The sequence below is a fragment of the Pseudophaeobacter sp. 1A09344 genome, assembly GCF_041008745.1.
GTDB lineage: Bacteria > Pseudomonadota > Alphaproteobacteria > Rhodobacterales > Rhodobacteraceae > Phycobacter > Phycobacter gallaeciensis_A.
In genome coordinates, this window is record NZ_JAXGFS010000001.1 from 363,424 (window position 1) to 376,928 (window position 13,505).

General features: G+C 63.6%; 10 protein-coding genes. 5 read left to right on the forward strand and 5 right to left on the reverse strand.

The genetic code is table 11. From position 1 onward, the window contains the following. The first annotated feature begins 239 nt into the window (after positions 1-239). Positions 240-992, forward strand: a complete 753-nt coding sequence (locus tag SM765_RS01640) for a WecB/TagA/CpsF family glycosyltransferase (protein ID WP_274833793.1) — start codon at positions 240-242, stop codon at positions 990-992. Here the strand turns inward: SM765_RS01640 and SM765_RS01645 are convergent. Further along, entirely contained in the window at positions 989-2,056 is a 1,068-nt protein-coding gene (locus SM765_RS01645) for a glycosyltransferase family 2 protein (protein ID WP_274836849.1), read from the reverse strand. The two genes, SM765_RS01640 and SM765_RS01645, sit on opposite strands and share 4 nt — an antisense overlap. Positions 2,057-2,238: 182 nt before the next feature. Between SM765_RS01645 and SM765_RS01650 the strand changes: the two genes are divergently transcribed. Further along, positions 2,239-3,207 (forward strand): glucokinase, encoded by a 969-nt coding sequence (locus SM765_RS01650; RefSeq protein WP_274836850.1) that lies wholly within the window; start codon positions 2,239-2,241, stop codon positions 3,205-3,207. A gap of 54 nt (positions 3,208-3,261) precedes the next feature. Here the strand turns inward: SM765_RS01650 and SM765_RS01655 are convergent, their stop codons facing one another. The 3 genes from SM765_RS01655 to SM765_RS01665 all read right to left on the reverse strand — a co-directional run bounded on the left by SM765_RS01655 (position 3,262) and on the right by SM765_RS01665 (position 9,949). Then, complete coding sequence (locus tag SM765_RS01655; protein WP_274836851.1) at positions 3,262-6,744, reverse strand: translocation/assembly module TamB domain-containing protein; 3,483 nt, start codon at positions 6,742-6,744, stop codon at positions 3,262-3,264. Next, positions 6,741-8,552 carry an autotransporter assembly complex protein TamA gene (locus SM765_RS01660; RefSeq protein WP_274836852.1) on the reverse strand — a complete coding sequence of 604 codons (1,812 nt, stop codon included), beginning with the start codon at positions 8,550-8,552 and terminating at the stop codon, positions 6,741-6,743. Before SM765_RS01660 ends, SM765_RS01655 begins: the two co-directional genes overlap by 4 nt. Before the next feature lie 167 nt (positions 8,553-8,719). Continuing rightward, entirely contained in the window at positions 8,720-9,949 is a 1,230-nt protein-coding gene (locus SM765_RS01665) for a urate hydroxylase PuuD (protein ID WP_274836853.1), read from the reverse strand. 139 nt (positions 9,950-10,088) lie between these two features. Here SM765_RS01665 and SM765_RS01670 point away from each other — a divergent pair, with 139 nt between their 5' ends. Continuing rightward, positions 10,089-11,024 carry a LysR family transcriptional regulator gene (locus SM765_RS01670; protein WP_274836854.1) on the forward strand — a complete coding sequence of 312 codons (936 nt, stop codon included), beginning with the start codon at positions 10,089-10,091 and terminating at the stop codon, positions 11,022-11,024. A gap of 12 nt (positions 11,025-11,036) precedes the next feature. Here SM765_RS01670 and uraH read toward each other — a convergent pair whose 3' ends face one another. After that, positions 11,037-11,393: a hydroxyisourate hydrolase gene (gene uraH / locus SM765_RS01675; RefSeq protein WP_274836855.1), complete on the reverse strand. Its 357-nt coding sequence runs from the start codon at positions 11,391-11,393 to the stop codon at positions 11,037-11,039. 182 nt (positions 11,394-11,575) lie between these two features. Here uraH and puuE point away from each other — a divergent pair, with 182 nt between their 5' ends. Together puuE and SM765_RS01685 are read left to right on the forward strand one after the other, a co-directional pair. Beyond that, on the forward strand, positions 11,576-12,991 hold the full coding sequence (gene puuE, locus SM765_RS01680; RefSeq protein WP_274836856.1) for an allantoinase PuuE: 1,416 nt from the start codon (positions 11,576-11,578) through the stop codon (positions 12,989-12,991). After that, on the forward strand, positions 12,988-13,476 hold the full coding sequence (locus SM765_RS01685) for an ureidoglycolate lyase (protein WP_274827875.1): 489 nt from the start codon (positions 12,988-12,990) through the stop codon (positions 13,474-13,476). The genes puuE and SM765_RS01685 overlap by 4 nt, the downstream gene beginning before the upstream one ends. Positions 13,477-13,505: the final 29 nt, after the last annotated feature.

Sequence of the window (13,505 nt, forward strand, 5' to 3'; positions counted from 1 at the left end):
ATGGTGACGATCACAAACGATCAGTAATGGCCTGTTTTATAGACCTTACCTGTCAAAGTTTACGTAAACTTGCACCTCGTGTCCCGCTGAAATGCGAAATCGGGTAAACGGATGGCAACAATGCCACGTTTACCTATGCGCACCCCTGCCGGACTGGTCCAGACGCGGGCAGACGGGTAATCAGTCCTTTGCAGACTGGATTTATAGGCAGGGTTTGCAGACAGGGATGAGGCGAACTGGTGTATTTCGAGTTTCAAGGCACACGGATTGAGGTCAACATCGCGGACCGGCCCCGGTTGGAGAGTGAGGTCCTGTCGCGGTTTGCAAGCGGTGAAGGCTTTGCTCTTGCTACGGTCAATCTGGATCATCTCGTCAAACTGGAAACAAGTGCCGATTTCCTTGCCGCCTATGCGGCGCAGGATCTGGTTGTTGCCGATGGGAGCCCGGTGGTCTGGCTGTCACAGCTGGCGGGCAGACCGGTTGAGCTGATGCCGGGATCGGACATGGTGCTACCCCTGTGCAGGCTGGCCGCAAAGGCTGGGGTGCCGGTGGCGCTGGTCGGCAGCACTGCCGAGGCGCTTTCGGATGCCTCCGCCGCGCTGACGGCCAAGGTGCCGGGACTTGATCTGGCATGGTGCCATGCGCCCTCTGGCGTGTTCGACCCCGCAGGCCCCGAGGCGGAAGAGATCCTGCATAACTTGGATCAAAAGGGAATTCGCCTGTGTTTCCTCGCGCTTGGTGCGCCAAAGCAGGAGCTGCTGGCGGCGCGCGGGCGCGAACTAGCCCCGGGCGTCGGGTTTGCTTCGGTCGGTGCGGGTTTGGATTTTCTCGGTGGGCACCAGCAACGCGCGCCACTGTGGATGCGCAAACTGGCACTTGAATGGCTTTGGCGGGCGCTCAGCAGCCCGGGCCGGATGGTTCCCCGTTATCTTAAGTGTTTTGCCATTCTGCCACGTCAAATTAAGCGCGCCCTGCGGCTCAGGCGCAGCTAGTCGCCCTCAGCCGAGGCCCGGATGTGTTGACTGTAGTCCTCTGACGCGATCAAAAACCCCTTGTCCTGCAGGGTGGCGATATCCGGCGCCTGCAGTGCCGCCTCGGACCACAGCGACAGATCGGGGTTGCTGGACAGAACCGACAGGCGCAATTGGTCCTCACCATGCGCGATGGCCGCCTCGGCAACGGATTTGCGGTCGCGCGCCAAGCTGTCATTGGCGAATTTATAGTGCTTAAGCAGCCCTGTTATCGGCGCCAGTGTCACCCCGGTGGCGGCATGGGGATGCACGCCTGCCTCAACCCCGGGACCGACAAAGACCAACGGGTGTTTCGTCAGGCAGCAATGCTCTGAAAACACCTTGGCGCGCACGCCGCCAAACAGCACTTGCAGTGGCTGCAAACCACCCATGGCGATCCGGTTTTGGTTCAGAAAATAGGAAAGCCCGGTGTCCGGTGCGTCATAGTCATGGGCGGTAATCGCGCTGAGGTCGCACCAGCTGAACTGGCGCAGCACCTCGGGGTAGGTCATGTCCGCGACCTCGGCCAAAGGCGCTTTGGGGAACATTTCCAGCATCTGCGCCATCATGGCGGTATATCCGCGCGCGGACATGTAGCGCGCCAGCCCCTGAAGCCCGATCTCAGTGCGCCCTTCGAACTCAAAAATCTCGTCCATATCCACGATCAGGCACCAGCGGTTTTTCGCATAGCGCTGCGCGGCATAGCTGCGGAACATGTTCTCGAACTGGCCCCAGGGCAGGCGCGATTGCAGGATGGCGGTGCCCGGTCTTTCGCGGATCCGCGCAATCGTGTCATCCTCCGAGCCGTTGTCGAAGAACACGAAATGGCGGATGCCAAGGCTGCTGTAGTGGTCGAAAAACGCGTCGAGGTAATAACTCCCGTCACGCACAAGGGCGATCAGGGTGACCTCATCCGGGGCTGCAAAGACGCCGCGCGGCCCGTGCAAGTGACGCAGCGAGGACAGGAACCGCATCCGCTGATAGGTTCGGCCGAGCCGTTTGCGCAGCCGTACAGAGACGGAGCTTGGTTCGGCACTGTCCTTCATTTGCATCTGTTTCCTTCAGCTTAGGTGCGGCCAACCTAAGGCGAGGGCCGTATCTGCGGCAAGATGTGTTTGCCGATCCTGGCACGGGCAATGGTTGCGCCAACATTTGCATTTTGCTATTCGATGCGGCAGCTTAAAATAACAGCACCCGACAACCGGGGCGCCCGAGGAGGCTGACAGGAATGGCATCGGATCTGACCGTATTGGTGGGGGATGTTGGGGGCAGTAATACGCGGCTGGCTCTTGCGGGGCCGGAAATCGGCGTGACAGGGCTCAAACATTTCCCGAACGACAGCTATTCCAGCCTGGATGAGGTTCTGGCCGCCTATTGCGCGCAGCCGGATCTGCCGCCCTTGCAGGGCTGCTGCCTGGCCGTGGCCGGGCCGGTTTATGGTGGAACCTACCGGCTGACCAACCGAGACTGGCATGGCACGGCGGCTGGGCTGGCTGAGAGATTGCCGCTGGAGCCCGGTGGCGGGGTCGATGTGGTGAATGACCTAGCCGCCCTTGGTTATGCGCTGCCGGTGCTGATCCCCGGACAGCTGTCCTCGCTGCGCGCTGGGCGCCAGCAGGGAGAGCAGGCACTGGTGGCCGGTGTCGGCACCGGCTTCAATGTCTCGCTTTCGGCCGGTGGGAACACGATCGAGGCGGAACTGGGTCACGCCAGCCTGCCGGATCCGCTGGCGCAGGAGTTGGCACGTCTTCTGGGGCGTAGTCCGGAGGAATTCCCCAGCGTGGAAGAGCTGTTTTCCGGTCGCGGACTCGTGCGGCTGCACCGCGCCCTTGGCGGCGATCCCTCCGAAGGCGGGGCAGAGATCGTTGCCGCCTTTCAGGATGGCGAAGAACACGTCGCGCAGCGCAGCGTGCCTGCCTGGGCGCGGCTGCTTGGGCTGTTGGCCCGCGAACTGGTGCCTGCCTATATGCCGGGACAGGGGATCTTCTTTGCCGGTAGCGTCGCCCGCGGGGTGCTTGGCACCGGTGCGCGCGGTGATTTTCTGGCGGCCTTTGCCGAACCGGGGGGCAAACTTGCCGCGCAATGCGCAACCACGCCCCTGTGGCTGATCACCGATGATGCTGCTGGCGTCAGCGGCACCGCCCGCTATGCCATCGAAGCAGCGCAGCGCCGGGGTGCCGCACCCGTTCAAGCGTAATCGGTCGGCTACCAACGCGGAGCGGAGAGTGTTGCCGGGCGCGGTGCCTGCCTGTCAGTAATCACGTTTGAAAAACAGGCCCAGACCGGATTCGCCTTCACTGTCGACCTTGCCGCTCACCGTCAGGCTTTTGGACAGGTCAAGATTGATGCTCAGCTCGCTATCGCCGCGGGTGTTCACATCCACATCGGTATAGACGTTCTCGGAGATATAACCGCCCAGACCCAGTCGCCCGGCGCCAAGGCTGTCTAGGCCGACTTCGGCATCATCCGCGCCGGTGCTTTGGCGCAGAGTGTCCTGAGTTTGCCCGCCCCGACCGCTCAGCTGCAGGGCCGATGCCGCCAGCCGGGCCAGTGCCAGCGGCGACAGATCCTTGATGTTATCCCCAAAGAGCAGCAACGCCAGGGCTTCTTCGCTGGGGCGGGGCGGCTCGGAGGTGACCTTGATTTCCGGTGCATCGATCAGGCCCGAAATCTCCAGCGTGGCGCTGCCCTGTTCCGTCTGCGCCGAGGAGCGGAATTCAAGATAAGGAACCAGGTTGCCCAGCAGGGTGATCTGCCCTTCGTCCAGATTCAGACGCCGCCCCAGAATGTCGAAGGTGCCGCGGATCAGGCCGATTTGCCCGGCGGGTGAGATCCGCGCTGTGCTGCCCCGCAGGTGAATGCGTCCGCCCAGTTCGGCGCGCAGGCCGCGCCCACGGGCAAAGATCTTGCCCGGGGCGTCGATCACCACGTCCAGCGCGATGTTCGAACGGCCCGCGCTGCCACCCGTGTTTTTCGCCTGCGTGATCAGCCCGGCGCGGGCGCGGGTGGCATTCACGGCGCCAGAGGCCCCGATATGAGAGATCGGCGGGATTGGCGCCGCAGTGACCGAACCGCCAGTGGCGTTGAGGTTGATATTGGTTTCACCCACGTCGATGCGCCCGGACAGGCGGCTGTTGCCGGTGAGCGCCCCGGTGAGGGCCAGCCGCCCGTTCAACTGGCTGTCATAGCTCAGATGATCGCTCATCAGCAGATCGAGGATCTCAATGCTGAGGTCTGCATTGAACGGCGCCGCCAGAGCCACCGGCCCGGAGACGCGCAGGCTGCCGCTGTCGCCGGGGCTGGCTGAAAGTTGTAGCAAGGCGCGCGCCTGCTGCAGGGTCACGGTGGCGTTGATATCATCGACGCGCTGACCCGCCGTTGGCAGGGCCAGCGTTGCCCCAGACGTGGTGATCGTGCCCGTAATGCTTTCCAGTGCGGGCGGGCCTTTCATGGCCAGATCGAAGCGGGCCGCGCCCTTGGCAAGGTTGGGCTTGATGAAGGGGTTCGCCCCTTCCAGACGCAGCTGACCGGTGGCGGCGATATCGGCCGCGCCGCTGGCCTCGCTAAAGGTGCCGGAGAGATCGGCGCGGGCCTCTGCAGGGGCTGTGGCACTGGCATTGATGCTCCAGACCCCGTCTTTGCGCTGCGCCTCGCCCTTGGCGGCCAGGACGCCCGGCAATTCCGGCACGAACCGCTGTAATTCGTTGAGCGCCGCATCAAATGTCAGATCGGCGCTGCCATCCAGCTGCACGGACCCTTCCAGATCCGCACGCGAGGAATGCGGTCCCTTGAGCCGTGCCAGGCCCGACAGGATGTCGCCATCGCGGGTCAGGTACGCCGCAAGTTCCAGCGTTCCGGGCACCTCTGGCACCAGCTGTTCCAGCTCCAGCAGGCGGGCGGTGAGGGAGAGCCGTCCGGCGGCGCTGTCCAGACTGCCGCTGGCAGTGGCAGACAGGGCGCGGCTATCTAGGTTGAAATCGTCAATCCGCAATCCGTCTGCGCCGCGCGCGGCTACAAGTTTCAGCGTGGTAGGACCGGTCATCAGCGCATCCAGCTGGGCGATATCCGCGCTCAGGTCCTGCGCCTGCAGGTTCAGATCCACGTCAAAGGCGCCGGAAAGAGGCGTGAACTGCCCGGTGAACAATGCCTGCACCGCGCCGCCCAGCGGGCGGCCCGCCAGAGCAGAGAACCGTGACAGGTCGCCAGCACCTGCACTGAGGTCCGCCGACACCCGGAGACCGCTATCGAGGCCGGAAAACTTGGCGTCGCCTGCGGCGCGGTAGTCGGAGCCGCTCAGCGTCAGGCCGGTCAGCGACAGCGCATCCGGCCCGTCTGTGGTGAGAGTGGTGACAAGCTCCAGTTCGCTACCGGTTGCCTGTGCCAGCGCCGGATCGCGCGGCGCGAAATCGCGCAGGGCCAGACGTAGATCTCCGACAAGACCTGCCGGGCCGGTGTCATCTGCTGCGCTCTTGAGGGTGCCGGAGCCGTCAAGTCGGAGTTCCCCAAGGCGCATCTGCGGATGGCTGAGTTGGCTCACCGTTCCGGCGACGCTCCAGGCGCCATCGGTGGTCTTGCGCGCGGTGAGATCTGCCCCGGCAAGGGTCGTTGCCGCGCCGGGGACGGGCAGGACGACGGCGGCTTCTCCTGACGGGGGCCGGATTTGGACCTTCAGGTTGGCGGTATCAAGGTTGCCGGTGGCGCCGGTGGCAAGCGCGCCGGTCACGCGCAGGGCACGGGTGCTGAGCGCGAGCGTATCAAGCGCGACACCGCCTTCGGCCCCGGTCTGACCACGTGTCACCAACCGCAGGCCCGGACCAAAGAAGGGGCGGTAGTCGGGCAAGAGAAGCGGATCGATATCGCCGCCCAGATCAGCCGAGAAGGCGATCCCGCTGGGGCCTGCGTCCGGTTCGCTCTCGGCATCCTGCAGCGCAGCCAGAACGACCTGACCCGAAAGACGTTCCTGTCCGTTGCTGCTGAGCGCGATATCCGCTTCGAAATCAGTGACCGGGCCACTGCCCTTTGCGGTGAGGCCAAGGGTCGGGCGACCGGGAAGTGCCAGGACGGTGGAGAGCAAACCGCCTGCGGCCTCGGTCAGGGACAGGTCCAGATCAATTTGGCGGGTCTGATCGGAATAGCCCGCCACCAGCGACAGCCGGTCGCCGGGCTTGTCCAGCCGCGCCGTTTCGAGCCGGGTCTGCAGCGCGCCATCGGCCAGGCTCAGTGCCCCCGTGACGGAGAGGCTGGCGGATTGGCCCAGCAGGTCTTCGCCAAGATCCACGCGGCCTGCGCGGATCTCGCCCAGTTCAATCGCGACGGGCAATTCGGGCAGGCGGAGTGGGGTGGCTTCCGGGGTGGGCAGCTCAGGGTCTGCGGGCACCGGTGTCGGGCTGCGAACCACGGTGATGCTCTCGGCGCTGAGGCTGTTGACCGAAAACCGCCCCTGCAGAAGGGCCAGCCGGTTCCAGTCCAGCTTTGCCTCTTCGATGGTGAGCCAGATGCCATCATCATCCGCGACGGTCAGCCGTTCGATCGTGGCTTGTGAGGACAGGGCACCAGTGAGGCCGGTCACGGTGATATAGCGACTGTCGGCAGACAGGGTGTCTTCGAGGAACCCCACCAGCATACCGCCGCTGTCGCTTTCTGTTTCCTGAGCGCCGGAGGGGCCGACAGCAGCGGTGAGCGACAGGGCCGCAGCCAAGCAGCTGCCGCGCGTGAGGGTGCGGGTACTGGTCAAAACGCCTGTCCTATGCCGATGTAGAGTTGTGGCCCGTCGTCGCTGCCGCCGGTCACGGGATAGGCGAGGTCAACCCGGATCGAGCCGATGCCCGACACGTTGTAGCGCAGGCCCAGCCCGGCGCCCGAGTGGCTGGCCGAGTCCGACGACACGAAGCTATCCGCATCGACGTAGGCATGGTCGTAAAAGCCGACGAGCGAGATTTTCTCTGTGATGCGGCCGCGCAGTTCCGCGGACAGGGCCAGATAGCCCCGGCCGCCTGCGGTCTTTCCTGCGACGGGCACGCCAAGGGATTGATATTCATGCCCGCGCACCGACCCGCCACCGCCGGAGAAGAACAGCAGCGTCGGAGAAACCCCACTGTGCGAAGGACCAATGACCGAGCCGAGTTGCGCTCGCCCGGCCAGCACGATCCGGTCATCGGCGCCAAACCCGTGATAGGTCCGGGCATCCAGCGTGAGCTGGGCGCCGGGATCGCTGCCATCGACGCCAAAGAAGGGGGTGAAGCGGCCACTCAAGAAGCGGCCACGGGTGGGATCCACCGTGCTGTCGCGTCCGTCGTATTCGGTGCGTAGGCTGGCGAAAGCATATTTGAAGCGTCGTTTGCCAAAGGCGTCCGTCGCGAGGATGGAATCGAACCCGACGGTTGCTTCGGCGAAGAGCGTGTCGGAAAACACCCGCCGCACACCGATGCCGCCCATGCCATGGGTGGCGGTGAAATGCTCCTGATCCAGGCGCTCTGCTTCGATGAGGTAGAAGATATTGTCATCCGGGCCGAGCGTGGCGGGCTGGTCCAGACGGAGCGCGATGCGCCCGTCGATATCGCTGCTGCCGCCGATGCCGCTGACGCGGGCCTCGAAGCGCAGTTTTTCGGCAGCGCCGAACAGGTTGCGGTGCATCCAGCTGGTGGTGAGTGTTACTCCCTCGGTGGTGCTCAGTTCAGCGCCGAAGGTCAGCCTGCGGGGCGGCATGTCTTCCAACGTGACGTTCAGATCAAGCGTACCATCGGTGTTGGCGCGCTCGGCCTCTTGCAGCGAGACCGAGGAAAAGGCCCCGGTGCGGCGCAGCCGGGTGGCGGATTTCGACATCAGATCGGGATGATAGACCTCGCCCTGAGGGAAACCTGCGATCTTGCGGATGGCGTCTTCGCGGACGGCGCTGGGGCTGAGAATCGTGGTCTTGCCGAACCGCAGCTGCGGACCGGGCTGCAGCCGCAGCCGCGCGTTCAGCGTGGCGCTGCGATGATCTGCGGTAATGTCCTGCCCGCCAAGGGCGACCTTGGCGTGTCCCTGCCGCCGCCAGGCGCGGATCCCGGCATTGGCTGCATCGCGGATGGCACCGGTGCTGGCGGGGGCGCCGCTGGTGAACTCGTTCGGCAGCTCCACATCGCTGGTCTTGGGCCAGGGACGAACCTCGGCCGCGCCAAAGGTGAATCTGCGCCCCGGTTTGACCGAAATCTCGATCCGGTCGATGCGGCTGGGCGGTGTTACGGGATCAATCGCCGCTGCCTCGCGCCCATCAAGGCGAATATTCACCACCGGCGCGAAATAGCCCGCATCATACAGAACCTGCACCATGGTGCGGTAATCCGACAGCGCTGCCGCCAGAAGATCCTGAACGTCGCTCTGATCTCTTGTGGCCAGAACCGCAGAGGCGCCTTGCAGACGCGCGGTCAGATCATCCGGCGCACCGGGAGCAACCAGCAGGGTTTCGGCGGCCTCAGCAGGAGCGGACATCAGGCAGCCGCAGACCAGCAGGCCCGACGCCAAACGCCGCAAGGCAAAGCGTGATTTCGGTTTTGAGTACATCAAGGCTCCGGGCAGCGGCAGGGGGCGGGCGTGCCCCCCTGTCGGCGGAAAACCTAGCACAGCAACAGCCGAGGTAAAGCCGGGATAGGTATCATCGCAGGAGCGGATCGGGCAGGTGGCGGATTGGTGCGCACATAGACATGCCGCCCGCCATCAGAAGGCGCGGATCACATCTGCGCGGCGCGGAACCAGCGGCGGATCGCGGCACGGTCTTCGGGTTCCATATAGGTGATATTGGCCGGGGGCATGGCATGGGTGACGCCTGCCTGCAGGTAGATTTCGCGGGCGCGGCGGGCCACGTCGCGCTCGGTTTCCAGAACCACGCCCTTGGGCGCTGTGCGGATGCCGTCCCAGAAGGGTTCGCGCGCGTGGCACATGCTACAGCGGCCCATGACGATCTCATGCACCTCTTCGAACCCCGCTGTCTCTGCCATCACCAGGGCGGTGCCTTGGAGTGCCGCCTCTTCCTCAGTATCGCCTTCGTGCTCCAGCCCGGCAGTGGACAGAATGATCACCCCGAGGAACAGCAGGAACGTGGCCAGCCAGGTCCAGGTCGGGTTGCCAGCATTGGCGTGGCGGGTGTTGAAATAATGCCGGATCGTCACCCCCATCAAGAATACCAGCGCCGCGATCAGCCAGTTGTATTCACTGGCAAAGGCCAGCGGATAGTGGTTCGACAGCATCAGGAAGATGACTGGCAGGGTCAGGTAGTTGTTATGGGTCGAGCGCAGCTTGGCGATCTTGCCGTATTTGGCATCGGGGGTGCGCCCTTCCTGCAGGTCCTTCACCACGATGCGCTGGTTCGGCATGATGATGAAAAAGACATTCGCGGTCATGATGGTGGCGGTAAATGCCCCCAGATGCAGCATCATGGCGCGGCCGGTGAAGACCTGATTGAGGCCCCAACCCATGGCCACCAGCAGTACGAACAGCAGTACCATCAGCAGGGTAGGGCGCTCGGCCAGACCGGATTTGCACAGGCGGTCGTAAACGAGCCAGCCAATCGACAAGGTGGCGGCAGAGATCGCGATGCCCTGCCACAGGGACATATCCGCCTTGGACTGGTCGATGAGATAAAGCTCACCCCCGGCCCAGTAGACCACCATCAGCAGCGCAAAGCCGGAGAGCCAGGTGGAATAGCTTTCCCATTTGAACCAGATCAGATGCTCCGGCATCTCGACCGGGGCCACCAGGTATTTGCGTATATGGTAGAAACCGCCGCCGTGCACCTGCCATTCCTCGCCATGGGCGCCGGGGGGCAGATCCGCGGCCTTGCGCAGGCCCAGGTCCAGCGCGATGAAATAGAAGGACGAGCCGATCCAGGCGATCGCGGTGATCACATGCAGCCAGCGGATGGCAAAGCCCAGCCAATCCCACATCATCACGAGTTCATACATGCGCAAACGCCCCTATTGTCTTTGCTCTCTGGTCTCAGTCCGGTCTCTGGCCCTTACCCTAGGCAAGGGGGACATTCTTCGGTATTGCAGATAAAATCCAAGCTGTATCAAAAATTCTGGAATAATATCGGCCCCGTCCATGTCTTACCTCGACAATATCCGCACCTTTGTGCGTGTCTATGAACTTGGCTCCATGTCGGCGGCGGGGCGGGATCTGCGGATCTCTCCGGCTGTTACTTCGGCACGGATTTCCCAGCTTGAGGATTATCTGGGCGTTCGTCTGTTCCAGCGCACCACCCGCAACCTGACCGCGACCGAGCAGGGGCAGGTGTTCTATAGCGGCGCGGTCACGGTTCTGGACGCGGTGGACCAGGCCGAGGCGAAGGTGATGCATCTGACCGATGCGCCGCGCGGCACGCTGTTCGTAGCGGCGCCTCTGGGAGTGGGGCGGCGACTGGTTGCGCCTGCGGTGCCGGAATTCCTGGCGAGCTATCCTGAAATCAACCTGCGCCTGCGACTATCGGACCGGGCGGTGGATCTGACCACCGAAGGGCTGGATTTGGCGTTTTTTCTGGGGCAACCCGAAGACAGCACCCTGCGGATCCGCAAGATCGCCGATTGCCGCCGGGTTCTAGTTGCGGCGCCGGAGTATATTGCTCGCTGTGGCATGCCAAAGGACGGGGCGGCACTGATCCGAGAGGGGCACAATTGTCTCAACCTGCGCTATCCCGGCGCCAGTGAGTTTCAGTGGATGCTGCAAACTCCGGAGGGGCCGCAGCGTTTTGCCGTCTCCGGCCGCTATGAATGCGATGATGGCGATGTGTTGACCGACTGGGCTCTGGCTGGTGAGGGGATCGCCCTCAAACCCGTGTTCGAGGTGGCGCCGCATCTGGAGGCCGGGCTGCTGGTGCCGGTTGCAACCGCGACGCCGCCGGTGCCGGTGCAGATGGCCTGTCTCTACACCCACCGGCGCCATCAGGATCCGAAAACCCGGCTGTTCATGGATTTCATGACCGAGCGGATGGCGCGGGCGATGCGCCAGACCGAAACAGGCGCCGAGGATCCCGGCGCCTGACCGATGCGGCGTTCAGCTGCCGCGGTAAGTGGAATAACCATAGGGCGATAGCAGCAGCGGCACGTGGTAATGGGCCTCTGGATCGCTGATGCCAAACCGGATCGGCACGATATCGAGGAACAGTGGCTCCTCTGCGGTCTGACCGGTGGCGCGCAAATAGCCGCCTGCGTCGAACTCCAACTCGTAAGTGCCGGTCGCAAACTCCCCCTGTGGCAGGATCGGGCTGTCGGTGCGTCCATCCGTGTTGGTCTGCATCTGCGCCAGCTCGGTCCGGGTGCCACCTTCGACACGATAAAGCGTGATCGAAAGCCCCTCGGCCGGGCAGCCGCGGGCGGTATCCAGAACATGGGTGGTAAGGTATCCGGTCATTGGCAGTTCCTTCGCTATGTCTGTTCTTCCTGCACCAAGCGCGAGAGTTGAGCAAATGGCGCCGGATTGACAGTGTTTTCGGGAAATTTTGATAAAAGGGCCAGGTCTTCTGCCATTATAGAGGTTATGCTTGCGGTTGCCTGCCAAAGTGGCGGGCGACATCAACAAAGAGACAGCAGACCATGAACAGATATCCGCGCAATATGATCGGCTATGGCGCCACCCCTCCGGATGCAGCCTGGCCGGGCGGTGCGAAGGTCGCGGTGCAATTCGTGCTGAACTATGAAGAAGGCGGCGAGAATTGCGTGCTGCACGGGGATGCTGCGTCCGAGGCCTTTCTGTCGGATATCGCCGGGGCCGCACCCTGGCCGGGGCAGCGGCACTGGAACATGGAGTCGATCTACGAATACGGCGCCCGCGCCGGGTTCTGGCGGCTGCACCGGATGTTCACCGGGGCGAATATCCCGGTCACCATTTATGGCGTCGCCTCCGCGCTGGCGCGCTCCCCTGAGCAGGTGGCCGCGATGAAGTCCGCCGGGTGGGAGATCGCCAGCCATGGGCTGAAATGGGTCGAGCACAAGGACATGCCCGAGGCAGAGGAACGCGCCGCGATCGCCGAGGCGGTGCGCCTTCATACCGAGGTGGTCGGAACCCGCCCGCGCGGTTGGTACACCGGCCGCTGCAGCGCCAACACCGTGCGACTGGTCGCCGAGGAAGGCGGGTTCGACTATATCTCGGATACCTATGATGACGATCTGCCCTATTGGCTCGAGGTGGGCGAGCGTGACCAGTTGATCATTCCCTATACGCTGGAAGCCAACGACATGCGCTTTGCCACCGCACCGGGCTACATCACGGGCGAGCAGTTCTTTCAGTATCTGAAGGACGCCTTTGACGTGCTCTATGCCGAAGGAGAGGCCGGAGCACCCAAGATGATGTCGGTGGGGCTGCATTGCCGCCTGATCGGCAGGCCCGGCAAGGCCGCAGGGCTGAAGCGGTTCCTTGATTATATCCAAGGGTTTGAGGGCGTCTGGTGTCCGCGCCGGGCCGATATCGCCGATCACTGGGCAGAGACCCACCCGCACAAGCGCTACACGCGTCTGAGCCAGATGGAGCGGGAAAGCTTTGTCGCGGCCTATGGTGGCATCTTCGAACATTCCCCCTGGATCGCCGAGCGCGCCTTTGATCTGGAGCTGGGACCGGCGCATGACACGGCACTGGGGCTGCACAATGCGCTGTGCCGGATGTTCCGCTCCGCCAGTGAGGCTGAGCGTTTGGGCGTGTTGACTGCGCACCCGGATCTGGCGGGAAAGCTGGCCGCCGCGAAACGCCTGACCGCAGAAAGCACTTCAGAGCAGGCCAGCGCCGGGCTGGACGCGTTGACTGACGCAGAGCGGGAGAGCTTCACGCAGCTCAACACTGCTTATGTGGAAAAACACGGTTTCCCTTTCATCATCGCCGTGCGCGATCACGACAAGGCATCAATCCTGGCGGCCTTTGAACGGCGGATCGAAAACGACCGGGATACCGAATTTGCCGAGGCCTGCCGTCAGGTTGAACGGATTGCCGAATTTCGCCTGAAGGATCTCCTGCCATGAGTGAGATTATCGAGATCGCGCCGATCAGCGCCGAGGCTTTTGCACCCTTCGGGGATCTGATCGACATTTCTGGCGCGCCCGACAAGATCATCAATCAGGGCCTGTGCGGGCGTTATCACGACCGGGCAAAGATGGATTTTGCGGACGGGCGCGCGGGCCTCAGCCTGTTCAACGCCGAGCCGCGTAGCCTGCCGATGCGGCTGGAAATGGTGGAGCGCCACCCGGAGGGAAGCCAGGCCTTTATCCCCATGGGGGGGCAGGGTTTCCTTGTGGTTGTTGCCCAAGATTTGGGCGATGCGCCGGGCAGGCCGCTGGCTTTTGAGACAGAGCCGGGTCAGGCCATCAATTTCCACCGTGGCACCTGGCACGGCGTGTTGACGCCGCTGTGCGAACCCGGCCTCTTTGCCGTGGTGGACCGGATCGGTCCCGGCGCAAATCTGCAGGAACACTGGTTCGATACCGCATATGAGGTGAGGCGCCCCTGACGGGCGCCTCGTCTGTTTTCCAGCCCACC

What these genes read in the sequence shown, in the direction of transcription:
- SM765_RS01645 (WP_274836849.1), bottom strand. Translation starts at nt 2,056, where the DNA reads ATGAAGGACAGTGCCGAACCAAGCTCCGTCTCTGTACGGCTGCGCAAA.
- SM765_RS01650 (WP_274836850.1), top strand. Translation starts at nt 2,239, where the DNA reads ATGGCATCGGATCTGACCGTATTGGTGGGGGATGTTGGGGGCAGTAAT.
- SM765_RS01660 (WP_274836852.1), bottom strand. Translation starts at nt 8,552, where the DNA reads ATGTACTCAAAACCGAAATCACGCTTTGCCTTGCGGCGTTTGGCGTCG.
- SM765_RS01665 (WP_274836853.1), bottom strand. Translation starts at nt 9,949, where the DNA reads ATGTATGAACTCGTGATGATGTGGGATTGGCTGGGCTTTGCCATCCGC.
- SM765_RS01670 (WP_274836854.1), top strand. Translation starts at nt 10,089, where the DNA reads ATGTCTTACCTCGACAATATCCGCACCTTTGTGCGTGTCTATGAACTT.
- uraH (WP_274836855.1), bottom strand. Translation starts at nt 11,393, where the DNA reads ATGACCGGATACCTTACCACCCATGTTCTGGATACCGCCCGCGGCTGC.
- puuE (WP_274836856.1), top strand. Translation starts at nt 11,576, where the DNA reads ATGAACAGATATCCGCGCAATATGATCGGCTATGGCGCCACCCCTCCG.
- SM765_RS01685 (WP_274827875.1), top strand. Translation starts at nt 12,988, where the DNA reads ATGAGTGAGATTATCGAGATCGCGCCGATCAGCGCCGAGGCTTTTGCA.